This window comes from Streptomyces sp. NPDC039609 (assembly GCF_055596705.1).
Genome location: NZ_JBVIUJ010000005.1, coordinates 538,462 through 562,359 on the forward strand (window position 1 = coordinate 538,462; position 23,898 = coordinate 562,359).

General features: G+C 72.0%; 22 protein-coding genes and 1 pseudogene. 13 read left to right on the top strand and 10 right to left on the bottom strand.

Annotated elements, in window-relative coordinates; genetic code table 11:
- Positions 1-59 precede the first annotated feature (59 nt).
- Positions 60-1,583, top strand: coding sequence for a class I adenylate-forming enzyme family protein (locus ACZ561_RS17855; protein ID WP_470995639.1), 1,524 nt, complete (start codon positions 60-62; stop codon positions 1,581-1,583).
- Here ACZ561_RS17855 and ACZ561_RS17860 read toward each other — a convergent pair.
- Positions 1,570-2,088, bottom strand: coding sequence for an EF-hand domain-containing protein (locus ACZ561_RS17860; protein ID WP_470995642.1), 519 nt, complete (start codon positions 2,086-2,088; stop codon positions 1,570-1,572). The two genes, ACZ561_RS17855 and ACZ561_RS17860, sit on opposite strands and share 14 nt — an antisense overlap.
- A 153-nt stretch (positions 2,089-2,241) precedes the next feature.
- Positions 2,242-2,607: pseudogene (locus ACZ561_RS17865) on the bottom strand (STAS domain-containing protein); the annotation flags it as partial.
- A gap of 221 nt (positions 2,608-2,828) precedes the next feature.
- On the opposite strand from ACZ561_RS17865, the gene ACZ561_RS17870 reads away from it, so the two are divergent.
- Both ACZ561_RS17870 and ACZ561_RS17875 read left to right on the top strand, forming a co-directional pair.
- Entirely contained in the window at positions 2,829-3,410 is a 582-nt protein-coding gene (locus ACZ561_RS17870; protein WP_376432063.1) for a sigma-70 family RNA polymerase sigma factor, read from the top strand.
- Positions 3,407-4,690 (top strand): maleylpyruvate isomerase N-terminal domain-containing protein, encoded by a 1,284-nt coding sequence (locus tag ACZ561_RS17875; protein WP_470995645.1) that lies wholly within the window; start codon positions 3,407-3,409, stop codon positions 4,688-4,690. The genes ACZ561_RS17870 and ACZ561_RS17875 overlap by 4 nt, the downstream gene beginning before the upstream one ends.
- Before the next feature lie 441 nt (positions 4,691-5,131).
- Here ACZ561_RS17875 and purU read toward each other — a convergent pair whose 3' ends face one another.
- Together purU and ACZ561_RS17885 are read right to left on the bottom strand one after the other, a co-directional pair.
- Positions 5,132-5,983 (bottom strand): formyltetrahydrofolate deformylase, encoded by an 852-nt coding sequence (gene purU, locus ACZ561_RS17880; protein WP_329117428.1) that lies wholly within the window; start codon positions 5,981-5,983, stop codon positions 5,132-5,134.
- 46 nt (positions 5,984-6,029) lie between these two features.
- A complete protein-coding gene (locus ACZ561_RS17885) occupies positions 6,030-6,476 on the bottom strand; it encodes an SCO4402 family protein (RefSeq protein ID WP_158994551.1) in 447 nt (148 codons plus the stop codon).
- A 204-nt stretch (positions 6,477-6,680) separates the two neighbouring features.
- Here ACZ561_RS17885 and ACZ561_RS17890 point away from each other — a divergent pair, with 204 nt between their 5' ends.
- Entirely contained in the window at positions 6,681-7,967 is a 1,287-nt protein-coding gene (locus ACZ561_RS17890) for an ABC transporter substrate-binding protein (RefSeq protein WP_470995649.1), read from the top strand.
- 10 nt (positions 7,968-7,977) lie between these two features.
- Here the strand turns inward: ACZ561_RS17890 and ACZ561_RS17895 are convergent, their stop codons facing one another.
- From ACZ561_RS17895 to ACZ561_RS17905, 3 genes are all read right to left on the bottom strand, one after another.
- Positions 7,978-9,192 (bottom strand): glycosyltransferase, encoded by a 1,215-nt coding sequence (locus tag ACZ561_RS17895; RefSeq protein ID WP_470995652.1) that lies wholly within the window; start codon positions 9,190-9,192, stop codon positions 7,978-7,980.
- A 125-nt stretch (positions 9,193-9,317) separates the two neighbouring features.
- The gene (locus ACZ561_RS17900; protein WP_470995655.1) at positions 9,318-10,847 is read right to left on the bottom strand and encodes a hypothetical protein; all 1,530 of its coding nucleotides are present in this window, start codon (positions 10,845-10,847) and stop codon (positions 9,318-9,320) included.
- Between the two features lie 179 nt (positions 10,848-11,026).
- Positions 11,027-12,409, bottom strand: coding sequence for a transcriptional regulator (locus tag ACZ561_RS17905; RefSeq protein WP_470995658.1), 1,383 nt, complete (start codon positions 12,407-12,409; stop codon positions 11,027-11,029).
- 263 nt (positions 12,410-12,672) lie between these two features.
- Here ACZ561_RS17905 and ACZ561_RS17910 point away from each other — a divergent pair, with 263 nt between their 5' ends.
- The 5 genes from ACZ561_RS17910 to ACZ561_RS17930 all read left to right on the top strand — a co-directional run bounded on the left by ACZ561_RS17910 (position 12,673) and on the right by ACZ561_RS17930 (position 16,943).
- Positions 12,673-13,359 carry a bifunctional DNA primase/polymerase gene (locus ACZ561_RS17910; protein ID WP_470995661.1) on the top strand — a complete coding sequence of 229 codons (687 nt, stop codon included), beginning with the start codon at positions 12,673-12,675 and terminating at the stop codon, positions 13,357-13,359.
- 57 nt (positions 13,360-13,416) lie between these two features.
- On the top strand, positions 13,417-14,262 hold the full coding sequence (locus tag ACZ561_RS17915; protein WP_470995664.1) for an ABC transporter ATP-binding protein: 846 nt from the start codon (positions 13,417-13,419) through the stop codon (positions 14,260-14,262).
- A complete protein-coding gene (locus ACZ561_RS17920) occupies positions 14,259-15,869 on the top strand; it encodes a transporter (protein WP_470995667.1) in 1,611 nt (536 codons plus the stop codon). The genes ACZ561_RS17915 and ACZ561_RS17920 overlap by 4 nt, the downstream gene beginning before the upstream one ends.
- On the top strand, positions 15,866-16,162 hold the full coding sequence (locus tag ACZ561_RS17925; protein WP_470995670.1) for a hypothetical protein: 297 nt from the start codon (positions 15,866-15,868) through the stop codon (positions 16,160-16,162). The genes ACZ561_RS17920 and ACZ561_RS17925 overlap by 4 nt, the downstream gene beginning before the upstream one ends.
- 322 nt (positions 16,163-16,484) lie before the next feature.
- Positions 16,485-16,943: an SSI family serine proteinase inhibitor gene (locus ACZ561_RS17930; protein ID WP_470995673.1), complete on the top strand. Its 459-nt coding sequence runs from the start codon at positions 16,485-16,487 to the stop codon at positions 16,941-16,943.
- A gap of 24 nt (positions 16,944-16,967) precedes the next feature.
- Here ACZ561_RS17930 and ACZ561_RS17935 read toward each other — a convergent pair whose 3' ends face one another.
- On the bottom strand, positions 16,968-17,903 hold the full coding sequence (locus tag ACZ561_RS17935) for a LysR family transcriptional regulator (RefSeq protein WP_470995676.1): 936 nt from the start codon (positions 17,901-17,903) through the stop codon (positions 16,968-16,970).
- Between the two features lie 124 nt (positions 17,904-18,027).
- On the opposite strand from ACZ561_RS17935, the gene ACZ561_RS17940 reads away from it, so the two are divergent.
- A complete protein-coding gene (locus tag ACZ561_RS17940) occupies positions 18,028-19,419 on the top strand; it encodes an MFS transporter (protein ID WP_470995679.1) in 1,392 nt (463 codons plus the stop codon).
- 89 nt (positions 19,420-19,508) lie between these two features.
- On the opposite strand, the gene ACZ561_RS17945 is transcribed toward ACZ561_RS17940, so the two are convergent.
- Positions 19,509-20,294, bottom strand: coding sequence for a sulfite exporter TauE/SafE family protein (locus ACZ561_RS17945; RefSeq protein WP_470995682.1), 786 nt, complete (start codon positions 20,292-20,294; stop codon positions 19,509-19,511).
- 213 nt (positions 20,295-20,507) lie between these two features.
- Between ACZ561_RS17945 and ACZ561_RS17950 the strand changes: the two genes are divergently transcribed.
- Entirely contained in the window at positions 20,508-21,251 is a 744-nt protein-coding gene (locus ACZ561_RS17950; RefSeq protein ID WP_470995685.1) for a class I SAM-dependent methyltransferase, read from the top strand.
- A gap of 169 nt (positions 21,252-21,420) precedes the next feature.
- A complete protein-coding gene (locus tag ACZ561_RS17955) occupies positions 21,421-22,032 on the top strand; it encodes a hypothetical protein (RefSeq protein ID WP_470995688.1) in 612 nt (203 codons plus the stop codon).
- Positions 22,033-22,161: 129 nt separating this feature from the next.
- On the opposite strand, the gene ACZ561_RS17960 is transcribed toward ACZ561_RS17955, so the two are convergent.
- Positions 22,162-22,518: a DoxX family protein gene (locus ACZ561_RS17960; protein ID WP_470995691.1), complete on the bottom strand. Its 357-nt coding sequence runs from the start codon at positions 22,516-22,518 to the stop codon at positions 22,162-22,164.
- Between the two features lie 131 nt (positions 22,519-22,649).
- Here ACZ561_RS17960 and ACZ561_RS17965 point away from each other — a divergent pair, with 131 nt between their 5' ends.
- Complete coding sequence (locus tag ACZ561_RS17965; RefSeq protein WP_470995694.1) at positions 22,650-23,516, top strand: arginase family protein; 867 nt, start codon at positions 22,650-22,652, stop codon at positions 23,514-23,516.
- Positions 23,517-23,898 lie beyond the last annotated feature (382 nt).

Genomic DNA, 23,898 nt, shown 5'->3' on the forward strand with positions numbered 1-23,898 from the left:
CCTCTACGCTCTCCAGGCAATCTGACTGGCCGTCAGTTGTGGACGGAGAGGGGATCGTCGTGACCGACACCGCACACACCCTGGGCACCTCCCGCACCCTCTGGGAGCTGGTCGAGCGGCGCGCCGCCCTCACTCCCGAGCGGCCCGTCCTCCTCCAGGGGGACCGGGCTCTCACCTTCGGTGAGCTGCGTGAACGCGCCGAACGGTGCGCCGCCGGGCTGTACGGGACGGGGGTGCGGCCCGGCACCGTCGTGGCCTGGCAGCTGCCCACCCGGATCGAGACCGCCGTCCTCTCCTTCGCGCTGGCCCGCATCGGAGCCGTACAGTCCCCGGTCATCCCCTTCTACCGGGACCGCGAGGTCGGCTTCGCGCTGCGCGAGTCCAAGGCCGACTTCTTCGCCGTGCCGGGGGTGTGGCGCGGCTTCGACCACACGGAGATGGCGCGGCGGCTCGGGGCGCGCGGGATCTTCGAGGCGTACGGCTCCCTGCCGGACGGCGATCCGGCGGTCCTGCCGCCGCCCCCCGAGAGCGGCACCGACGTGCGGTGGATCTACTGGACCTCGGGGACGACCTCCGACCCCAAGGGCGTCCTGCACACCGACCGCTCCCTGATCGCGGGCGGCGCCTGCCTCGCCCACGCGCTGCGTCTGAGCGAGGACGACATCGGCTCGATGGCCTTCCCGTACGCGCACATCGCCGGGCCCGACTACACGGTGATGCTCCTGCTCTACGGCTTCCCGGCGGTGATGTTCGAGCAGTTCGCGCTGCCCGAGGCGCTGTCGGAGTACCGGCGGCACGGCGTGACGGTGGCGGGCGGGTCCACGGCCTTCTACTCGATGTTCCTCGCCGAACAGCGGAAACTGCCGCCCGGCGAGAAGCTGATCCCGAGCCTGCGGCTGCTCGCGGGCGGCGGGGCGCCGAAGCCGCCGGAGATCTACCACGCCGTCGTACGGGAGATGGGCTGCCAGCTCACCCACGGGTACGGGATGACCGAGGTTCCCATGATCACGATGGGTGCGCCGGACGACACCGCGGAGAACCTGGCGACGACGGAGGGCCGGCCGCCCGAGGGCATGGAGATACGGATCTCCGAGGGCGGCGAGGTCCGGCTGCGCGGCGAGGCGGTCTGCCGGGGCTATCTGGACCCCGCGCAGTCGGCGGCCGCCTTCGACGAGGACGGCTTCCTGATCACGGGTGACGTGGGACATGTGACCGCGAGCGGGCACCTCGTCCTCACGGGCCGGATCAAGGACATCATCATCCGCAAGGGCGAGAACATCTCGGCCAAGGAGATCGAGGACCTCCTGCACCGGCACCCGGCGGTCGGCGACGCGGCCGTCGTCGGCCTCCCCGACACCGAGCGCGGCGAACGGGTCTGCGCGGTGATCGAGCAGCCGCCGGGCGCCGAGCCCCTGACCCTGGAGGCCGTCACGGGGTTCCTGCGCGCGGAGGGCCTCTCCGTCCACAAGCTGCCGGAGCAGCTGGAGGTGGTGGAGGCCCTGCCTCGCAACGAGACCCTGCGGAAGGTCCTCAAGTACAAGCTGCGCGAGCGCTACGCCGGGAGCCGGGTCACTCCGTCATGAAGTAGTGGGCGAAGGCGGTCACCGCCGCGGCCTCGTCGACCTGACCGGAGGCGACGGTCGGCAGCGTCCGGGCGCTCAGGGCCGCCGGCTCCGTGTCGACACCGAGCGCGAGCAGAGCGCGCTCCACGTCGGCGGGGGTCGCGGCGATGGCGAGGACGGCGTGCAGGAAGGGCCGGGCGATCTCGGCGAAGCGCTCGGGGTGGTCGTGCAGCCGCTTCACCGCCCCGCCGGCGAACTCCTCGCGGCTGACCCGCTGGTCGCCGTCGACATCGGCGATCCCGGCCATGCCCTGCCAGAAGGCCTCGGCACCGTCGCACAGCGCCTGTCCCCGGTCGGAGCGGAACGACACCGCGAACTCCGTCAGAAGGCGTTTCGCCGCCGTACTGAAGTCCTCGCGCGAGATCGTCCCGTCGCCGTCCTGGTCGAAGGCGGCGAAACGGCGGGCGATCCGGCGCTGGTAGAGCTGTCCGGCGTCCTGGTCCTGCTCGGGTTCCATGGGCTCCATGGGCGGAGCGTACGACGAAGGGGGCCCTCGTGCCGAGAGGGGCGGCTGTGTGGAGCCGAGCCGCTACGCGGAGAGACGGCGCGCCTCGTGGTTCCGTGACCGGACGGGCTGAGCGGGCACGGAGGTGGTCTGTCCGACGAGGGAGTCCACGGGCAGGGGCCGGGTAAGCTCGTCCACCGCGTCGGTGGCGTCCGCGTACACCTCGAAGAGCCGGCGGACGCCGAGCGCGGCGAGGACGCGGTTGACGTGCGAGCCCTCCACGGCACCGCGCGCGGGCAGCACGACCCGCAGCCGCCCGCCGCAGGAGCGCATCAGACGGCGCGCGGCGATCAGTACTCCCACGCCGCTGGAGTCGCAGAACAGCACCCCCGACAGATCGAGGACCACGTCGTGTCGGCCGCCCGCGACGGCGTCGTGGACGCGTCTGCGGACCAGCGGTGACGTCACCAGGTCCAGCTCGCCCTGGATGCGCAGTACGGTCCAGGGGTCCCGCTCGTCTTCCTCGACGTGGAGCGTCACAACTAGCGCCCTTCAAACGGAGGCAGTGCTTCCTGTCTCCTCCCGCTGCCCCGCCGCGGCGGAACGAAACACCCCGGATGAAAGGTGACGCTTTCTCTACCATCACCAGGCCCTGTGAGGGTGTACTTGCCACAAAGGCGGGTGCGCTGCCGGTCGGGCGCATTACTTTGGATGGTGAACTCGGGTCGGGAGGGCAGCCGAAGAGCTCCGGAGGGCTTCGTATGGCGAAGGACACACCACCGCGCTGGGACCGCAGGATGCAGCAGCGGCTGGCGCGCGGTGAGGCCGCCGCGCTCGGCGAGCTCTACGACCGATTCGCCTCCCTCGTCCACAGCCTGGCCCACCGGGTGCTCGACGACGACAGCGCCGCCGACCAGGTCACCCGCGAGGTCTTCGGCTACATCTGGGAGAACCCCGACGCCTACGACCCCAAGCAGGGCAACATGCGCTCGTGGGTAGCCAAACTGACCCAGCGGCAGGCCGTGCACCGGCTGCGGCAGACGGAGGCGACGGCGTACGCGGAGACCGGCGAGGGGTCGGCGGAGGAGCTGGAGCTGAAGGTGCGCCGCGCCTCGGTCGCCGCCCGCGCCGACTACATCGTCACGTCGATGCCGGCGCCGCTGCGCGCCGCGCTGGAATTGGCGTACTTCCAGCGGCGTGACTACCGCCAGACCGCCGCCGACCTCGGTGTGACGGAGGACGAGGCGCGGCGCCGGCTGCGGCTCGGACTGCAGCTGCTGTCGACCGCGAACACCCGCCCACTGGAGGGGACCTCACCGCCCGGCTACGGACGCACTCTGTGACCGGGGCGAACGGCGACCCGGACGAGGTCGCGCGCGCTCCGTGGATACCGGGACCACGGTCGGCCGCGGACGACCACGCGGATCTGACGGGACGGCCTGTGGTGGACGCGCCCGAGCCGCCGGAGGAACCCGCCCCGCCGGTCGTGCCGGTCGTGCCGGTCGTGCCGGTCGTGCCGGTCGTGCCGCCGCACAGTGTGCTCAAGTCCCTCCTCGGGGCGTGGGCGCTGTCCGCGTGCTCGGCCGAGGAGACCCAGGCCGTCGAGGACCATCTCACCGTCTGCGCGCCGTGCGCGGACGAGGCGCTGAGGCTGCGGGACGCGGTCGGGCTGCTGCACTCCGAGCGGGACCTGGACCTCGATCCGCTGCTGCGTTCCCGGGTCCTGGAGAACTGTCTCGGCCGGCGCCCCGCCCGTATCCCGGTGCCCGCCTGGGCAACGTCGTACGACGCGGAGACGGCCCGGCTCGACGCGCTGCTGCGGGACATCGGCGAGTCGGAGTGGCACGCGCCGGTGCGGCTGAAGTGGTTCGAGGGCGAGCGCCCGGTGAGCCGCAAGACGACGGTGGCCGGCGTGATCGGGCATCTGCTGACGGTGGACGGCCTGGTGTCGGCGGCGCTCGGTCTGGACGACCCGCTGGGGCCTTCGGCCACGGAGGTGTCGCCGACGGAGCGGACGGAGACGTACTGGCAGGGCTCGTACCATCCGCCGACGCGCGGGGTGCGCGAGCCGTGGCGGGAACAGAGCCACACGCTGATCCGCACGGTGTCGTTCGCCGGGCGGGGTGTCGCGGACCTGACGGTGACGTACGGCGACTTCGCGCTGCCGATGCGGGACTCGCTCCTCGAGCGGGCGTTCGAGTGCTGGGTGCACGCGGACGACATCGCGAACGCGGTGGCGTATCCGTACGAGCCGCCGAGCGGGGCGCATCTGCACGGCATGATCGACCTGGCGGCCCGGCTGCTTCCGGCGGCGCTGGCCGACCGGCGCCGCGCCGGCCTGGCATCCCCGCCGCGCCACCTGGTGACGGCGGGCGCGCCCGGCCGCTCGCTCCATCTGGAGGTCGAGGGCTCGGGCGGCGGCCACTGGTACATCGCCCTGGACTCCCCGGGAGCCCTCGGCTCGCCGGACCACGCGGTGGCGCAGGTGGCGATGGACGGGGTCGAGTTCTGCCAGCTGGTGGCGGGCCATGTTCCACCGGAGGAAGCGGCGGCGGGGCAGGACGGGGACCGCGAGGCGATCCGCGACGTCCTCTTCGCGGCGGCGTCCTTGAGCCGCCTGTAGGCCGCGGGCGCCGGGGGCCCTACCCCCCGCCCGTGGTCGGTGCCCGCTCCGCCGGGGCGGCGCCCACGCCCCCTCGTCCGCCGCCCCACCCTCGTGTGGGCAATCGTCCCGCTGGGCGGGACGGGTGGGCACACGGGACGGCGCCCTTGCCGGGCCCAGGCTCCCCGTGCCTGCGGTGCGCACAGGTGCGGCGCCGCCGTCGGGTTGTGCCCACCCGTTCCGCCCTGCGGAACGCCTGCCCACAACCGGTTGGGAGTGAGGATGGGCACCGCGCTGCGGGACGGTGCCCACAACGGGGGTAGCGAGGGAGATGCACGGGGTGGGCCCCCTCCAGCGGCACGGGTGCCCACAACGGCGGGTGGCCGGGGTTGCGGGTGCGCCCGCCCCGGCGGGACGTCTGCCGTCGGCCCGGTTGAGGGTGGGCGCCCGCCCGTGGGCTGGCTACGTGAAGACCACCGTGCGGCGGCCGTTCAGCAGGATGCGGCGTTCCGCGTGCCACTTCACCGCTCGCGCCAACGCCTGGCACTCCACATCGCGGCCGATCGCCACCAGCTGGTCCGGGGTGACCTCGTGGCCCACCCGCTCGACCTCCTGCTCGATGATCGGGCCCTCGTCGAGGTCCGCGGTCACGTAGTGGGCCGTCGCGCCGATCAGCTTCACGCCGCGCGCGTGCGCCTGGTGGTAGGGCTTCGCCCCCTTGAAGCTCGGCAGGAAGGAGTGGTGGATGTTGATGATCCGGCCCGACAGCTGCTTGCACAGGTCGTCGGAGAGCACCTGCATGTAGCGGGCGAGGACGACGAGCTCGACGTTCTCCTCGCGGACGAGCTCCAGAAGCTCCGCCTCCGCCTCCGACTTGGTGTCCTTCGTGACCGGAATGTGGCGGAACGGAAGGCCGTAGGAGCCCACCAGCTCCTTGAAGTCCGTGTGGTTGGAGACGACCGCGACGATCTCGACCGGCAGCGCTCCGATCCGCGAGCGGAAGAGCAGATCGTTCAGGCAGTGGCCGAACTTCGACACCATCAGCACGACCCGCATGCGCTCGTCGGCCCGGTTGATGTGCCAGTCCATCGCGAACGAGTCGCCCACCGCCGCGAAGCTCGCGCGGAGCTTCTCCACGGTCACCGGCGTCTCCGCCGAGAAGTGGACCCGCATGAAGAAGAGACCCGTGTCCCGGTCCTTGAACTGCTGACTGTCCTCGATGTTGCATCCCGTGATGAAGAGATAGCTCGACACCGCGTGCACAATGCCCTGTTTGTCCGGGCAGGAAAGTGTGAGGACGTACTGGTCGGTCATCCCCGTAGGGTGCCACACCCCGCCGGAACGGCAGGGCCGCCGTCCGTCAGGCGGACCGCGTCATGATACGGAGCACGTCCAGGGAGCGCGGGGGCGTGTCCGGGTCCTCGCCGTCCGCCGACGCCATCCGTACGTGCGCCTCGCGGGCGGCCCGCACGGCCTCCGGCCACCCGTGGTGCTCCATGTACGCGGAGAACGGCGCGTCGGGCCCCACCTGGTGCATGATCCGCAGCACCCGCAGCACGGCCACGTCCACCAGTGCGGCCTCACCGGAGTCGCGGAAGATCGTTCCGACGTACTTCTCGGCGGACCAGTTGTCCAGCCAGGTGTCCTCGACCAGACGGTAGACGGCGTCGGTGACGTCGCCGTACCCGTCGTGACCGGCCAGCCAGGTCGTCTCGTGGAACCCTGGATCGGAGAGCATGTGCAGCGCCGAGCGCACATTGCTGCGCCAGCGCCACCACGGCATGTCGTTGAGCGGCATGCCGCCCATGGTGGGGGAGCGACGGCCGCGACGGGAAGAGTTCACCGAACCTGAGACTGGACTGGACACCGTTCGATCGTACGTTCCCCTTCAAGATCGGCCGACCGGCCCCCTCCCCCCACCGCCACCGACCCCCGTAATTCACCTTCGCGTCACCCCGCGTTGAACCCCGCACACTTCTGCGTTACCCGTGAGGCGGAAGTGTGCGTGTCCATGACCGGTAGGCGACTGACCTCACTCCTCGCATGTGTCACGACGGCGGCGGCCGGAGCGTCGCTGCTCACCGGCTGTGGCGTGCTCCCTGGGATCACGGGGGGATCCAGGGAGCCCGTCACGGTGATGACCTGGGCACCGGACGGCACTCGTGCCACCAACCAGCCCGGGATGCCCGCCATGGCCCAGGCATACGCCCGCTGGGTCAATGCCAACGGCGGCATCGACGGCCACGAGCTGCGCATCCTCACCTGCAACGAGCTGAACACCTCCGCCGGAGCGGCGACCTGCGCGCGCCGGGCCGTCCGCGAGAACGTCGTCGCCGTCGTCGGCTCCTACAGCCAGAACGGCCGGGCCTTCATGGCACCGCTGGAGGCCGCGAGCATCCCGTACATCGGGGGCTACGGAATCTCCGAGGACGAGTTCACCAGCCCGCTCTCCTACCCGGTGAACGGCGGCCAGGCCTCCCTCCTGGCCGGCCACGGGATGCAGCTGGCCGAGTCCTGCCGCAAGGTCTCCCTCGTGCGGCCCGACACGCTCGCCGGCGACAAGCTGCCCGATCTCCTCAACTCCGGCCTGAGCAAGGGCCGTCACAAGAACGCCACCGACATCCCGGCGCTTGAGGACGCCGCCGAGTACACCGAGCAGGCCGGCCGCGCCCGCGCCAAGGCCGGCGGCGAGGAAGGCTGTGTCGCGGCCGTCCTCGGCGAGCGCACCCAGACGTTCTTCGACTCCTTCCGGCGCCTGCCCGAGGACGAGGAGTCCGGCGGCGAAGGGGACGACGGGAACAGCGAGGAGCGGGTGCGGATCTCCTCCGTCCTCGGCAGCGTCAGCCAACCCGTCATCGACCGCACCGGCGGCGCGCACAGCCCCTTCGAGGGCGCGTACGTCACCGGCTGGTACCCGGAGGCCAACGACGCGCGCTGGACCCCGATGCGCAAGGTGATCAAGGAGCACGCGTTCGCCGACAACCGGGTCGACCCGGCCGACGCGGGCGTGCAGACGACCTGGATCGCGTACACCGTCCTGAAGAAGGTGATCGAGTCGCTCGACAAGGACACGATCACCGCGGGGGCCGTCGCGCACGCCCTCGACCGCGGTGTCCAGATCGACACCGGCGGCCTCACCCCCGAACTTCGCTGGCACTACGAGGACATGCTCGGCGCCCCTCGCTTCCCCCGGATCGTCAACCACGAGGTGACCTTCCAGGTGGTCCGCAAGGGGCAGCTCGTGGCGCAGAAGCCCGGTTTCGTCGACGTCGGCGCAACCGTGCTCAGCGCCCCCTGACCCTCCTCGCTCAGCGGACTCCGTCGAGCAGCCGCCTCGCGTCGACCGTCGCCCCGTCGGTACGGATCAGGTCGGCCACGGCCTTCGCCCGCGCGCCGGCCTCGGGGGCGAGGGCCGTCGCGAGCGCGGCCGACAGGGACGCGACGGTCGGAGTCGGTCCGTCGTGCGCCACGCCGATGCCCAACTCCGCCACCCGGCCCGCCCAGTACGGCTGGTCCGCCCCCTGGGGGATCACCACCTGAGGCGCGCCGGCCCGGGCGGCCGTCGTCGTGGTGCCCGAGCTGCCGTGGTGCACGACCGCGGCCACCCGGGCGAACAGTGCCTGGTGGTTGGCCTCGCCCACGGCGAAGCAGTCGTCCCGCTCGTCGATCGGGACCAGGCCGCCGTAGCCGCGCGAGACGATCGCGCGGCGGCCCTGTGAGCGGATCGCCTCGACGGCGACCCGGGCGACATCCTCCGGGGCACCGACGGGCGTACTGCCGAAGCCCAGGTACACCGGCGGTGCTCCGGCGTCCAGGAACGACAACAGCGCGTCGGGGAGCGGGCGTTCGTCCGGCCGGAACCATGCGCCGGTCTGTACGACATCGAGGCCGGTCGGCGGCCACGGGCCGAGTGTCGGGTCCGTCGCCAGCCACGGCTGGTCGGAGAAGGCGTAGTCGCGGACGTTGTCCACCGGCGGCAGGCCGATCGCCGCCCGGTGGGAGTTGAGCATCTCGCCGAACATGTCGTTCGCGTTCCGGGCGTCCATGTCCCAGAGCTCCAGGTTGTCGCTCACCCCCGGCGGCAAGGGACGGCCCCGGCGCGCGGGGGGCGGCTGGTGCGGCGACGGCAGGATGACCGGCTGGTGGCTCGCGTGCACATAGCGGATGCCCAGCTTCTCGGCCACCGACCGCGCGCCGGCCGTGACCGGCAGCGGGCCGCACGCCACCAGCGCGTCGCACCCCTCGGCCGCCGCGGCGACCGGGCCGAACTGCGCGGCGATCAACTCGGCGGCACGCTGCGCCAGACCCACCGCCGAACCCGGCACGACCGTGGTCACCATCGGACGCACCGGCCGGCCGACAGGCACCAGCGGAATGCCGGCACCGGCCAGGAGCTCCACGAACTCGTCGTCCGGCGGCGCGCAGACCCGCACCTCGGCGCCGAGCTCCCGCAACCGGACCGCGAGCCCCACCATCGGTTCGACGCTGCCACGCGCCCCGTACGTCGTCACCAACACGCGCATGCGCGACTCCCCGTTCCGGCGTTCCCCTACCCAGCCCGGAGATTGTGCGCCACGGGCGGGGCCTTGCCGCAAGGCCCCCGGCGCGTCATGTGTTGATCATGGAAAGGGTGGCAACTCCCCTTCCTCTACAGCTGGGTGGGAGTCCGCTGCGGCAGCCCGTACTTCGTGGCGGTCGGATTCCACAGCGTGGCCGCCTGGCGCTTGGAGGTCGTCGCCTCCCCGCTCTTGTTCGTCGCCGCCACCGTCTGGTTGGTGGAGCGGGCCTTGCCGCCCTTGCACGCCTTCTTGGGCTTCATCTGGTCGGCCCAGGCGGCGTAGTGGTCGTCGGCGGCGGCCGAGGCCTGCCACGCCTTGGTGAGGGCGGTGGTCAGGGCGGCGTTGTCCGGCACCTGGTCGACCGACAGCGCCTGCAGCCGGGTCACCAGATCCCGGCGCTGCTGGGCGGCGCCACGCAGGTCGGCGGCGGCCTGGTCGAGGTTCTTGCACTGCTTGATGGCCTCGACCGAACGGATCACCGCGTCACGGCTGTTGTTGCTGTCCGCGAGCAGCTTGTCGAGCGCCTTCGCCTGCGACTCGGCGGGGTCGGCGGCCTTCTCCGTCGTGCCCGTGGACGGGGCTCCGGAGGTGGCGGCCACGTTCTGGCCGGGGTCCTTCTCCTTCTTGTCGTCGTCGCCGCCGCTGAGCAGCGCGCCGGCGCCGAGGCCGACGATCGCGCAGCCGACGACGACGGCGGCGATGAGGGCGACGGGCGACTTACGGCGCGGCTCGGGCTCGTCGTCGTACGCGTCCTGGTACGCGTCCTGCTGATAGGCGCCCTGGAACGGGGACGGCTGGGCGGGCTGGTGGAACTGCTGCTGCGGGGGCGGCTGGGGGCTGTACTGCTGCTGCGCCCGCGGCGGCTGGGTGTGCTGTGGCGGCTGCGGCAGGTGCTGCGTCGCGTCGCTGCGGAAGAGGTTGTCGAACTCGGCGGGCGGCTGCCGCTCGCCGGGCAGCTGCGGCGGCACGGGAGCGATGTACTGGGTCGCGTCGGATGCGCCGGCCGGCTGGGCGGGAGCGCCGGGCTGCTGATGCAGCGGCCCGGTGCCGAGGAACTGCGTGTCCGGCCCGCCCTGTGCCGCGGCGACCGGCGGGATGTGCTGAGTCGCCTGCATGTCTCCGGCGCCCTGCGCGGGTACCGCCGGAGGGTATCCGTAGCCGCCCTGTCCGGGAGCCGCGGGAGGGTATCCGTAACCGCTCTGCGGGGAGGCCGGTGGCGGGAAGCCGTAGCCGCCCTCCGGCGGACGGTGGGACGGCAGCGGGTGCGCGCCCGGTATGTCCCCGTTCGCCCCGGGCATGGCGCCCGGCATCGGGCCGGGCGGCGACCCCGGTCCGGCGGCAGGCGGCGCGCCCTGCGGCGGGACCGGCGCGATGTACTGCGTCGCCTGCATGTCCGCGGCCCCGCCCGGCACGGCCTCCGGCGGCAGCGGCTGGGCCGGCGGCAGGGGCTGCCCCTGCGGCGCCCCACCGGGACCCCAGGCGCCGCCCCACGGCTGTCCGCCGGCCGGGCCGGCGGCCGGGCCGGTCTCCACGCCACCCTCGGCGGGCAGCACGACACCTTCGTGCGTGGGCCGTACCGCCGGATACTGCGGCTCCGGACCCTGTCCGCTTTGCGTCACCGGGACTCCTACTGATGGACCTACGGAATCGTCGGCTCACGCTACCGGGTGCGTCCGGGGCCGCGCACACACGTGTGAGTCCGGTAACAGACCCACAACAACCCCACACACAACTGCCGCACCACCGTGGCCGATCGGACCCGCGGAGTGACCGGAACGGTGACCGTGGTCACACGGCGTCAGGCCGCGAACAGCTCGATGCGCGCCCCGAACTCCCGCACCGAGGGCTCCCCCGCGTACGGCTCCAGCCGCTCCTTGAGATCGTCCAGATACTCCGCCCCGCGCGAGGACCGCAGTGTGGCCAGGAGCTCCAGCGCCTGCGTCCCGGTGTGACAGGCCTGCTCCACCTCGCGCCGCTGCACCTGCGCGGAGGCCAGCAGCACCAGACCGATCGCCCTGCGCCTCGCCCGCGTCTGCGGATGGCCGCTCAGCGACTCCTCCGCCGCCCGCGCCGCCGCCTCCGAACGGCCCAGGTCCCGGTGGCAGTGGGCCAGCTCGTCCGCCAGATACGCGTGGTCGAAGTGCGCGATCCAGTCCGGGTCGTCACCCGACTCCGGATCGGCCTGCTCCAGCGCCCGTACGGCCCGTCCGGCGACCGCCTCGAAGGAGTGGACGTCCCCGAGCAGCGCGTGCCCCCGGGCCTCCGCCGCGCAGAACATCGCCTCCGCCCTCGGTGTCACCCGCCCCCGCGCGCCCTCCTGGGCCGCCCGCGCCAGCTGCGCGATCTCCCGCGGGTTCCCGAGCTGAGCGGCCAGATGACTCATCGAGGCCGCCAGCACATACCCGCCGTAACCCCGGTCGCCCGCCGCCTGCGCGAGCCGCAGCGCCTGGATGTAGTACCGCTGGGCGAGCCCCGGCTGCCCGGTGTCCACCGCCATGTACCCGGCCAGCTCCGTGAGCCGCGCCACCGCCGCGAACAGCTGCCGGCCCACCGCCTCCCGGTACGAGCCCGACAGCATCCCCGCCACCACGCTGTTCAGGTAGTGCACCACCACGGGCCGGACGTGTCCGCTGCCGAACCGCCGGTCCAGGTCGACCAGCGCACTCGTCATCGCCCGGACCGCCTCCACGTCCGAGACGCCCACCCGCGATCCGGCCGACCGGGCCACCTGTGCGTCCGCGCCCGTGATCAGCCAGTCCCGGCTGGGCTCCACCAGCGCGGAGGCCGCCACCGTCGAACCGGACAGGAAGTCCCTGCGCCCCACGTCGCTGCGCCACAGCTCGCAGACCTGCTCGATCGCACCGAGCACGGTCGGCGCGAACTGCAGCCCGACGCCGGAGGCCAGGTTCTTGCCGTTCGCCATTCCGATCTCGTCGATGGTGACCGTGCGGCCCAGCTTGCGGCCCAGCGCCTCCGCGATGATCCCCGGCGCCCGGCCGCGCGGCTGCTGCCCGCGCAGCCAGCGCGCCACCGACGTCTTGTCGTAGCGCAGATCGAGACCGCGCTCGGTCCCGACCATGTTCACCCTGCGGGCGAGGCCGGCATTGGAACACGCGGCCTCCTGAATCAGCGCCTGCAGCCGTTCGTTCGGCTGACGGGCAACGAGTGGCCTGGCTGCCATGAGTACCCCCTGAGGCCGGAGAGCGATCCGAGAACTGATCACTGCCCGGCGGATATCCGGTCAATGCCGATGTGAACACGCGAAACCGGACGCGTCACCCAGTCGTGCAGAACCCTGGGCGACACCCCCCGATGGTGGCTACCCACCCGCCGCTTCCCGGGCCCACGCGCGCCCCCACCCGTGCACCCATGCGCCCCGCATGCAGGATCGATGCTCCACACCGCTCGTCACCGCGCCCGTAACCCCAGGTGACGGCGGGAGTTGTGCTCACCGTGGAAGAGACCATCGGAGTCACGGAAGCCGCACACATCCCCAAGCAGCGAGGCGAGCTGCTGCTGGACTGCGCCGTGCGGTACGCGGAAGAGCGGCACTGGGACGTGTTCCCCGGGACCTGGCTGGAAGCCGTGGAGGGCAGGGAGCGCTGCTCCTGCGGCGTCGAGAGCTGCGCCACCCCCGGCGCCCACCCGGCCAGGCCCGACTGGTCGACACAGGCGACCGGCAGCGCCGTCGGGGCGCGGCGCATGTGGTCGAAGCAGCCCAAGGCGTCGATCCTGCTGCCGACCGGCCGCACCTTCGACGCGATCGACGTGCCCGAGTCGGCCGGCTTCCTGGCGCTGGCCCGGATGGAGCGCATGGAGCTCACACTCGGCCCTGTGACCTGCACCCCCGACCGACGGATGCTCTTCTTCGTCCTGCCCGGCGCCGCCACCAAGGTCCCGGACCTGGTCCGCAAGCTGGGCTGGGCCCCCGCCTCGATCGACCTGGTCACCCGGGGCGAGGGTCACTACGTCGCGGCGCCGCCCACCCGGGTCGGCGGGTCCGGGGCCGTGCAGTGGGCACGGCGGCCCACCGCGGCGAACCGCTGGCTGCCGGACGCCGACGAGTTGATCAGTCCGCTCGCCTACGCGTGCGGCCGGGAAGCGGCGGCTGCCAGGGCGCGTCGGCCGTAGGCGGTCCCCCTTAGGGTGTGCTCGTACTTACGGGGACGACCAAGGGGTTGACGGAAAATGCCTGACCAGGCATCTGACGGCGTGTTCGAACAGGCGGGCAGCGCACCGGGATCGGGTGCGGTGCCCGCCGTTCGTGTCGAGGGGCTGTGGAAGCGCTTCGGACAGCAGATCGCGGTGAACGGCATCGACCTCGTGCTGCCCGCGGGCAAGTTCATCGGTCTCGTCGGACCCAACGGCGCCGGCAAGACCACCACCCTGTCCATGATCACCGGCCTGCTGCGGCCCGACGCCGGGCGCATCCTGGTCGCCGGTCACGACGTGTGGCGCGACCCGGAGTCGGTGGCCGAGGTGAAGGCCCGGATCGGCATCCTGCCGGAGGGGCTGCGCCTCTTCGAGCGGCTCTCGGGCCGTGAACTCCTCGCGTACAGCGGACGGCTGCGGGGGCTGCCCGGCGCCGAGGTCGACAAGCGGGCCGCCCAGCTGCTGGACGTCCTGGACCTCTCCGGGGCGCAGAACAAGCTGGTCGTGGACTACTCGACCGGCATGCGCAAGAAGATCGGGCTCGCCGCGGCGCTGCTGCACAACCCCGAGGTGCTCTTCCTGGACGAGCCGTTCGAGGGCGTCGACCCGGTGTCCGCGCAGACCATCCGGGGCGTTCTGGAGCGGTACACCGGTTCGGGTGCGACCGTCGTCTTCTCCAGCCATGTCATGGAGCTGGTGGAGTCGCTGTGCGACTGGGTCGCGGTGATGGCCGCCGGGCAGATCCGGGCCCAGGGCCCGCTGGCGCAGGTGCGGGGCGACGCGCCCTCGTTGCAGGCCGCGTTCCTGGAGCTGGTGGGCGCGAACGGGCGCGAGGCCGCCGGCGACTCCCTGGACTGGCTGGGCGGCGGTACCGCCCGATGACCGCGGTCGCTCCGGCCCCTGCCTCCCTGACCTCGGTCTTCGTACGGCTCAAGCTGTCGCTGCTGCGCAACGGGCTGCGGCAGTCGGCCGGCCGTACCGCCGCGTACATCACCTCGATCGTGATCACGGCCGTCTTCGCGGCGGCGATGCTGCTCGCGTTCGTGCTGATGCGCGGCAACGCGGACACGGGCTCGATCGTGGTGCTGCTGACCGCGGTGCTCGCACTGTCGTGGACCGTGATGCCGCTGTTCGTCCCCGGCGGGGACGAGACGCTCGACCCGTCCCGGCTCGTGATGCTGCCGCTGCGGCCCCGGCCGCTGGTGCGCGCGCTGCTCGTGGCCTCGCTGGTCGGCGTCGGGCCCCTGTTCACGCTCTGCATAGCGCTGGGCGCCTGCCTGGCGCTGGCGCACGGCGCGGCGGGGGTGGCGGCCGCGGTGCTCGCGGTGCCGCTGGTGGTCGTGGTGTGCGTGGCGTTGTCGCGGGCGGTCGCCGCTGCCAACGTACGGCTGCTGACTTCGCGCAAGGGCCGTGACCTGGCGATCCTGAGCGGCCTGATGATCGCGGTCGGCATGCAGGTGGTCAACTTCGGCGCCCAGCAGCTCAGTCGGGCCGGGGGCATGTCCTCCCTCGAACCGGCGGCCGCGGTCGTGAGCTGGCTGCCGCCCTCGTCGGCGATCGCCGCGGTGGACTCGGCGAGCAAGGGTGACTACACGATGGCCGCGGCCCAACTGCTGATGACCGTTGTGGCGCTGGGGGCGCTGCTGTACTGGTGGCAGCGGAGTCTGGTGCAGCTGATGACGACGCCTGACGGTTCGACGATCGGCGCGGCGTCCGACGCGGGCCGGGAGCGTGCCGGTACGGGACTCCTGGGGCGGATGCTGCCGGGCGGGCGTACGGGCACGGTCATGGAGCGCAGCCTGCGCTACATGTGGCGCGACCCGAAGACGAAGGGGGCGTGGGTCTCCTCGCTCGCGGTCGGGGCGATCGTGCCGCTGTTCAACGCCCTCCAGGGCACGGGCTCGCTCTACTTCGCGTGCTTCGCCTCGGGAATGCTCGGCATCCAGATGTACAACCAGTTCGGGCAGGACACCTCGGCGTTCTGGATGGTCGCGCAGACGATCTCCACGACGGAGGACGCGTACGCCGAACTGCGGGCGCGGGCCCTGGCCCTGCTGCTGGTCACGCTGCCGTTCACGGTCCTGGTGACGACGGGGACCGCCGCGCTCCTCGGCGACTGGTCCTCCCTCCCGGACGCACTCGGCGTGGCGCTCGCCCTGCTCGGCGCGATGCTGGCGACGGGCGCGGTGAGCTCGGCGATGTTCCCGTACTCGATCCCCCAGGACAGCGCGTACAAGAACGTCGCTCCGGGGCAGGGCGGGCTGGCCTGGATGTCGATCTTCGGCGGAATGATCGCGGGCGCTCTGCTGTGCGGCCCGGTGATCGGGGCGACGATCTACCTCAACGTGACGGACCAGGACTCCCTGCTCTGGCTCCTGCTCCCGGGCGGCGCGCTGTACGGCGCGCTGATCGCCTGGGCCGGACTGAAGATCGCGGCGCCCAGGACGGCGCGGCGACTGCCGGAGATCCTGGCGGCGGTGAGCAAGTGACGACCTCCCCCTGGTCCGAGGACGAGGAGGAGTACGTCCGGATTCTGGCGAGCGAGCGCCGCGGCTTCGCCTGGGTGCTGCACCGGTACGGGGGCCTCACGAAGGCGCAGGCCGGGGCGGAGGCTGTGGAGTTCTACGCGTACGAGCCTCCGGACAGGCCGTACCGGGGCCTCGTCTTCCACGACGAGGCGTGGCACTGGGCGATGGGCCGGGTCTTCGGCGACTTCTACCACCGGGACCGCCCCGAACTCGCCGAGCCGCCGGAGGAGTACAAGAGGCACATGGCGCTCTGAGAGCGCGAACAAGCGGACGCGGGTCCTGTTCGACTGGAGGCCTTCCAGTCGAACGGGACCCTTCGCATTTGCTCCAATGGAGAACCAATTTCGGATCCCCGCAGGTCAAAGGGTCGTTCGCGCTTGTACCAATAAGGCGCGGAGCCGTTTTCGGCGGCTGCCGGCGGCTCGCCGCACCCCTTCCCAACTGCCTGAACGACCGGTCGGTCGGGTGCGGGAAAGGGGGTGCGGCCGGAAAGTGGCGGGCGATTGGCGATCACCCTCCGCATCGGCAAGACTCCGGCGCGCAATCAGGTAGCACCCGCCTCGAAGGGACACCCCCGTGCGTTACGTCCTCCGCAACACCGCTCTCACCACCGCTCTCGCCACCGGCCTGGCCCTCATCGGCGTCGCGGCAAGCCCCGCCCAGGCCGAGCCCGTTCCTCCGACCGCCGCGCCGACCGGCCTCTACCCGCCGTCGGCGCTCGTGCTCGCGATCGGCAGGGGCGAGGACGCGGCGACGGCGACGGTCGCCAGGGCGGTCACGCTCAACTGCGCCCCCACGCCCAGCGGTACCCACCCGGCTCCCGAACTGGCCTGCGCCGACCTGACGTCGGTCGACGGAGACCTCGCCGAACTGACCGTGGCCTGGAGCAACAGCCCCTGTACGAAGATCTGGGACCCGGTCACGCTCACCGGCGACGGCGTATGGGAAGGCAAGCGGATCAGCTGGACGGCCACGTACGGCAACGCGTGCGAGATGAACGTCGGCATGGCGAGGAGCTCGGTCTTCTCGTTCTGACGCCTCGACAGGCCGCGGCCGACGTCAGGAGCCCGAGCCGGCCCAGCTCGGCGTCCAGGCGTCGGCCGGTGGCGTCGGGCGGGCCTGCACGAGATGCCCGCGCAGCGCCGCGAGCACCGGGTGCGGGTTGGCCGTCCGGTACACGAACGAATGCGGATAGACCGGCGCCGGCCCTTCGATCGGGATCCGCCGCAGGTCATGGCCCGTCGGCCACACAAAGCTGTCTCCGCTGCCGACGAGCGTGGCCAGGGCGGCGGAGTCGGCGATCGAGTCCATGAGTGCCTCGCTCCCGAAATCGGGGCCGACCGCGTCGATACGGAGGCAGAAGGCCTCCGTGAGCTCGTCGTAGAAGGCTCCCCATTCGGTGCCCGGCTTGATGCCCGGGATCCAGATCCGGTGCCCGGACAGCTCCGCCGGGGTCAGGGACCTGGCCGAGGCCAGCGGGTGGCGCGGTCCGACGAGCAGTTGCAGCGGATCGTCCAGGACGCGCTCGGCGCTGATCCCCTCGGGCAGGTCGTCCGGGGCCACGGCACGGAAGGTCGCGTCGACCTCGCCCGCCAGCACCGCCTCGATCGCCCTGGTCGCGTTCGCGTCCGAGAGCGTGACCACGTCCAGATCCGTGCCCGGGTGGGACTCGTAGAAGCCACGCAGGGCCAAGGCCGGGGAGATGCGCCGCTGCAGCACGTCCACGCGCAGTGCCCGCTCGCCGGGCCGTACCGAAGCCGCCGCCCGTTCCACGGCCCGCAGGACCTCGCGGGCGTGCGGGAGGAACGCCTGCCCGTCCAGGGTGAGGCGGGCGCCGCGGGCGGTACGGACGAACAACGTCACCCCGAGCGCGCGCTCCAGGCTCGCCACCCGCTTGGAAACCGCCTGCTGAGTGATGCGCAGCTCCACGGCGGCCTCCTGGAACTGCCCGGCCTCCGTGACGGCGACGAAGGTGCGCACGGCTTCGATGTCCACACTTCGAGCCTATGCGTCCACAACCTGTGGTTGTGGCTCACCGATGCCGTGGTTGTTGGATCGCAGGCCGGTCCCCCTGGTCCAATCCTCGCCGTCAACGACGGGTTGTGACGAAGGGTGCTCCATGGCACGGCAGAGGCTCGGCCGCTCGTTCGGATGGTTGTGGTCGGCGTACGCCGCGTCCACGGTCGGCACCTGGTTGGGGTTCGGCGCGTTCCCCCTGATCGCGATCCAGGTGCTCCGCGTCGGCCCGGCCGCGGTCTCGGCGCTGACGGCCGCCGGCCTGGCGGTCGGCGCGCTCCTCGCGCTCCCGCTCGGCCCATGGGTCGACGCCCGGCGGAAGAAGCCGGTCATGATCGCCGCCGACCTGGTGCGGTTCGGGGCCCTGCTGACGATCCCGGCCGCGTACGTCACCGACCGTCTGACCTACACCCAGCTGCTGGTCGTCTCCGTGATCGGTGCGGCGTCGAACATCGCGTTCACCTCCGCCAGTGGCGCCTACCTCAAGCAGCTCGTGCGCCCGGACCACCTGCTGGTCGCCAACGGCCGCTTCGAGTCGACCACCTGGACCGCCACGGCGGTCGGCCCGACCCTGGGCGGGGCGGCGATCAGCCTGCTGGGCCCGGCGGTCACGGTGATCGCCAATGCGGTCGGATTTCTGCTGTCCGCGCTCGGGATCGGCGCGATCCGGCAGAAGGAAGCTCGGCCCGAGAGGGGCGAGGGCGACTCCGCGCGGGGTGAAGGTGACTCCGAGCGGGGCGAGGGCGAGCGGGGCGAGGGCGAGCGCGTCGGGAGCGGGAAGTGCCGGGCGTCGGACCTGGTCACGGGCTGGACGCTCATCCACGGCGACCGGCGGCTGCGCCCGCTGTTCTGGAACACCGTGGCCGTCAACGCGCTGATCATGGCCACCGAACCACTGCTGGCCGTCCTTCTCCTGGACGACCTGGGCTGGGCGGCCTGGCAGTACGGGCTCGCGTTCGGCCTGCCCTGCGTCGGCGGGTTCGTCGGCGCTCGCCTCTCCCCGCGCCTGGCGGAGCGCCACGGGCGCAGCCGCGTCCTGATCGTCTCCGGGGTCCTGCGTGCTCTGTGGCCCGTCGGGCTGTTCTTCGTCATGCCCGGGGCCGCCGGTGTGGTCCTGGTCATCGCCGTCGAACTGGCCCTGATCACCTGCATGGGAGTGTTCAACCCGCTGTTCGCGACCGAGCGCCTCCAGCGGGTGCCGGCCGACCGGATCGGCCGGGTCCTGGTGGCCTGGAAAGTGACCGGTACCGGCGCCGTCGCCGTACTGACCGGCCTGTGGGGCGCCCTGGCCGCCGTCACCGACGCACGCGTCGCGATCGGCATCGGCGGCGTGCTGCTCCTGGCCACCCCGTTCCTGCTGCCGCGCTCGGGCGGGGGACGTCGGGCCGGTCGCGGGCGGGCGGCCGGTGAGCAGGTGGGCCGTACTCCCGTCGTCCTCGCCCGGAGACGTACCGCTCGGGGAGCGGACGCCGGGCACGCGGGGTCGACGTCGTGATCGGCGATGCCACCCGCGCAACTCCCGGCCCCGTCGCGCGATTTCCCATGGAACGGCAGCGTGCGGAGGTGCCTGCTCGTCATCCGGGGTCAGGTCAGGACCTGGACGGCGTAGAGGGCGCCGATGGCGGTGGCGAGGGCGCCGAGCAGGAGCCGTAGGAAGGTCTCGGGAAGGCGGGGCTGGAGGTGGGCGCCGAGGTAGCCGCCGACGAGTCCGCCAAGACCGCAGGCGATTCCGAGCGACCAGTCGGGGGCGATGGAACCCTCGGCGGTCAGAGACAGCAGCGCGTACGTTCCGGCGCCGACGACCGAGGTGACGAAGGTGGTGGCGAGCGCGGCGGGGGCGACCTCGGCGACGGGTGTCCCCCGTCCGGCGAGGATCGGGCCGAGGAGGGAACCGCCGCCGATGCCGTAGATCCCGCCGACGGCCCCGACCACCAGAGCCAGGCCGCCGGTCGACCGCGCGGACAGCGGCCGCACCGGCCGCTCCGCGGGGGCCGGTCGCAGTGTGCGCCAGCTCAGCCACAGGCCGAGGGGCAGCAGGAAGACGGCGATCAGGAGGCGGAAGACGGCCGGGCCGGGGACGGCGAACACGCGGATGATCGCGCCGATCACGACTCCGGGGACGGTCCCGGCCAGCAGCAGGCGGCTCAACGGCCCGCCGAGCCGTCCGTCGCGGGCATGCCGCAGGAGGGCGCCCGGTCCGGCGACGACGTTGTAGAGCAGGTTCGTCGGTGTGACAGCGGGCGAGGGGACACCGAGGAGGCTGACCTGGACGGGCAGCAGGAACACCGCCCCGGAGACGCCTGCGGGCGCGGTGACCACGGAGATGACCAGCCCGGCGGCGAAGCCCAGGAGGCCGGACGTCCAGGTCATGGTGCGACCGCTGCGCAGATCATCGGATCAGTATGGCGTCGCTGCCCGGCCTGCCGTCGGGTGGGCCTTGGGTGATCCGGGGTTCACCAGGCCAACTTCTTTGGTTCATCAGCCAGTACAGGCACCCGGAGGTGGCGGAGGAGACTCTGAGCCACTGACGACCCGAAGGCCGGCGTGGCCACGTACAGACCGAGCGACACGAGGGGGCGGCACGTGAGCGTGCAGCAGTACGACCAGATCGGCGAAGCATTCGAAGGGTTCAAGTCCCTGCCGCTGACGCGATACGGAGAGGTGCCGAGCTTCCTGGGCATGGTCGGGGACGTGCGTGGCAAGTCGGTTCTCGACCTGGCGTGCGGTACCGGCTTCTACAGCAGGGAGTTCAAGCGGCGCGGCGCCGCGGACGTCTTCGGTGTCGACATCTCCGTCGAGATGATCGCCGCCGCGCGGAAGGTCGAGGAGCGCGACCCGCTGGGTGTGCGGTACGAGGTCGGTGCCGTGGAGGAGCTGGGGTCCCTCGACCGGCGCTTCGACATCGCGCTGGCAGTGCAGTGCCTCAACTACGCCGAGGACATCGCGGCGATGAAGCGGATGTGCCGCAACATCCACCAGAGCCTTGTCCCGGGTGGGGAGTTCTTCGTGTTCGCCCAGAAGCCCGACTACGCGTTCGACTGCGCGTCCCTGGACACGTACGGGTTCCTCTGCGAGCCGCTCGGCGAGGAGCTCGAGACGGGGCCGCGCGTGCGGGTCACGGCTCTCCTCGACCCGCGGCCGATCAGCATCGTCGCCGCGGCCCCGCGCCGGGAGGTCTACGAGGAGTGTCTGGAGGCGGCCGGGTTCGGTGCGGTGGAGTGGGTTCCGCTGACGGTGTCCGAAGCCGGCATCCGTGAGTACGGCGAGGAGTTCTGGGCGGACCTCCTCGCGCACCCGCCGCTGGAGATGCTGCGCTGCCGCGCCTGACCGCTTGACCGGCCGGTCGGCCGCAACGGCGTGTCCTCGTCCCGGCGCTCAGCCGCTGGGCGCTTGCTTCGGATCAGGTCGGCCGTCCGGGGCAGCCAGGCAGTGGCGCCTGCGGCGGTGGAGGGGCCGACACCGGTTCGTGGGGCGGGCCCGGGAAGAATGCGGTCGCATGACACACCCCGTACCGGACTGGTCGCAGCTCAAGCATGCATATGGGCCCGCAACCGATGTTCCCGTCCTCTTCGCCCGGCTCGACGGCAGCCAGAACGACGAGAGGATCTGGCACGATCTCTGGTCTGCGCTCTGCCACCAGGGCACCGTGTACGAGGCGAGCCATGCCGCCTTGCCGGCGCTTGCGGACATCGCGACCGGCCGCGCCCCGGGTGAGCGGAAGCAGGCGGTGCTCATGGGCGGTTCGATCGTCGCCGAAGCCGACGCGGCGATGCGTGCCCGGTATGCCGCGCCTGTCGCCGAGCTGCTTCCCGCGGCCCGTCGCTGCCTGCTCGAGGCCGATGAGCCGGAGACGTTCGTGTACCTCGCGCAGGGGCTGTTCGCCTTCGAGGGTGTGCCGATCTGGTCTCAGCAGCTTGAACTGCTCTTCGAGGAGTTCGAGGCCGAGTGCCCCGAGTGCGAGGCACTCACCTGCATGGTGCTGGGCGAGTACGTGGACGAGTGTGATGCGGAGCTGCATCCGGCGACGGCGGAGGAGCTGACCGTGTGGGGGCCCGGCTCCACTCCATGGCACTCGATGCCGGCCATGCCCAAGTCGCCGACTGGGTGACTCGCCTCTTCGGGCACGCGACCTGTCCGGAGTGCGGGGCGAGGTTCAGCATCTCCGAAGGCATCGCCCGCTGAGCGCTTCACGAAAGGTGCGGCTCCTCCTGAGGGTGGAGCCGCTCACGCCACCGGCTCACCAGGTGCCGTGGTACGTCAGGTTCACGGCAAGGGCGGCCACCGGCAGGCAGAAGAACACCGCCCAGGGGCCCAACTGGTAGTCACGGACCCGCAAGTGGGCGCAGAACGCACCCAGGAAGTACAGCACGAGACCGGCGGCGGACAGCGTGCCCAGCACCGGCACGGCGAACCCGGCCGGCAGCCCCAGCGCGCCCGCCGCCAACAGTGCGCCCAGCGGGCGCATCCAGGACCGAGGCACGCGCAATTTGTCCGCCTGGCTCTTGGGGTACTCGTGACCGATGAAGTTGGCGACAGCGGCCAAGCCGTTGATGGCCGAGGTGAGGAGGGTGACCACGAGGTAGGCGGCGAACACGAAATCTCCTTTTCGCGAGAACGACGGATGATTGTTCGCCTTCAGGACGAGGCAACCCCCGAAAACGTGACATGCCCCGCGCCTGGTCCCGCTTCCTTCGGGAGTTCGGCGGTCGCTGACACACTCGGTTCGTGCGTGAACCGGCGATCATCGAGGCTCCGTCCGTGCTCGGGCTGCGGCCGTCCGGCGTTCAGGACCTGTCGGCGGCCCTGCTCGGCGGAATGGCGCGGGTCGGGCGCGTCGAGGCGCCCGTGTACGACCCGAAGCGGGACGTCGAGACCGGTGTGCTCAATCCGGACGGCATCGCGGAGTACTCCGCACAGCTGGCGGATGTCGTCGGCGAGGTTCTCGACTCGGGGCGCTTTCCCGTCGTCCTCGGCGGTGACTGCAGCATCCTGCTCGGCAATCTCCTCGCCCTGCGCCGCCGTGGCCGGTACGGACTGCTGTTCCTCGACGGGCACACCGACTTCTACCAGCCGTCCGCCGAGCCGACCGGCGAGGTCGCGTCGATGGAGCTCGCGCTGGCCACCGGCCGTGGTCCCCGTCTGCTCGCCGATCTCGAAGGGCGGGGGCCGCTCGTCAGGGACGAGGACGTCGTCGCGTTCGGGTTCCGGGACGCCGTCGAGTCCGCCGCGGCGGGTATGCAGCCGCTGCCGCTGCGGCTGTGCGCCCTAGACCTCGACGACGTGCGCGCGGTCGGCGCCGCCGAGGCGGTCCGTCAGGTCATGGGCCGACTGACCTTGGGCGACGGGTTCTGGGTCCATCTCGACGTCGACGTCCTGGACGACGCGATCATGCCCGCCGTCGACTACCGCCAGCCCGGTGGGCTGAGCTGGGCGGAGCTGGAGGACGTACTGCGGACGGCGTTCGCCCACGAGGGGGCCGTCGGGTTCGACGTCACGATCTTCAACCCGCGTCTCGACCCCGACCGGACGATCGCGGCCCGGCTGACCGAGTGCCTGCGGCGGGGGCTTTCGGCACGGACGCGCCACGCCTGACGTGTGTATCGCGGTAGTCGATGTGTGCAGCGACCCGGCCCTCGCCGCCCCCCGTTGTGCCCAGGCTCCCCGTGCCTGCGGCGCCCGCGGGTGCGGCGCCGTCGTGAGTTGTGCCCACCTTCCCCCAGACTCCGTCCGGGGAGACCCCCAGCCCTGCGGAACGCCTGCCCACAACCGGGTGGGGCGGGTGTTGAGGGTGGGCACTCCGCCCTGCGGGGCGAAGGCACAAAACCCCTGGAGCGGGGTTGAGGGAGGGCCCCCGTCGCCGCCCCGGGTCCGAATGAGTGGAATCACGGGGCCCCGGGCCGAGGAAGGGGCGCACCAAGGCATCGCCGGGGTCACGTTGGCGTTCCCGATCCTGAACCGGAAGAGGCGCCCCCGA

Bases quoted from the DNA above. Each gene is read 5' to 3' on its own strand.
- ACZ561_RS17905 (WP_470995658.1), bottom strand. From the start codon at position 12,409: ATGGCAGCCAGGCCACTCGTTGCCCGTCAGCCGAACGAACGGCTGCAG.
- ACZ561_RS17920 (WP_470995667.1), top strand. From the start codon at position 14,259: ATGACCGCGGTCGCTCCGGCCCCTGCCTCCCTGACCTCGGTCTTCGTA.
- ACZ561_RS17955 (WP_470995688.1), top strand. From the start codon at position 21,421: ATGACACACCCCGTACCGGACTGGTCGCAGCTCAAGCATGCATATGGG.
- ACZ561_RS17890 (WP_470995649.1), top strand. From the start codon at position 6,681: ATGACCGGTAGGCGACTGACCTCACTCCTCGCATGTGTCACGACGGCG.
- ACZ561_RS17860 (WP_470995642.1), bottom strand. From the start codon at position 2,088: ATGGAGCCCATGGAACCCGAGCAGGACCAGGACGCCGGACAGCTCTAC.
- ACZ561_RS17870 (WP_376432063.1), top strand. From the start codon at position 2,829: ATGGCGAAGGACACACCACCGCGCTGGGACCGCAGGATGCAGCAGCGG.
- ACZ561_RS17915 (WP_470995664.1), top strand. From the start codon at position 13,417: ATGCCTGACCAGGCATCTGACGGCGTGTTCGAACAGGCGGGCAGCGCA.
- ACZ561_RS17895 (WP_470995652.1), bottom strand. From the start codon at position 9,192: ATGCGCGTGTTGGTGACGACGTACGGGGCGCGTGGCAGCGTCGAACCG.
- ACZ561_RS17885 (WP_158994551.1), bottom strand. From the start codon at position 6,476: ATGGGCGGCATGCCGCTCAACGACATGCCGTGGTGGCGCTGGCGCAGC.
- purU (WP_329117428.1), bottom strand. From the start codon at position 5,983: ATGACCGACCAGTACGTCCTCACACTTTCCTGCCCGGACAAACAGGGC.
- ACZ561_RS17945 (WP_470995682.1), bottom strand. From the start codon at position 20,294: ATGACCTGGACGTCCGGCCTCCTGGGCTTCGCCGCCGGGCTGGTCATC.
- ACZ561_RS17940 (WP_470995679.1), top strand. From the start codon at position 18,028: ATGGCACGGCAGAGGCTCGGCCGCTCGTTCGGATGGTTGTGGTCGGCG.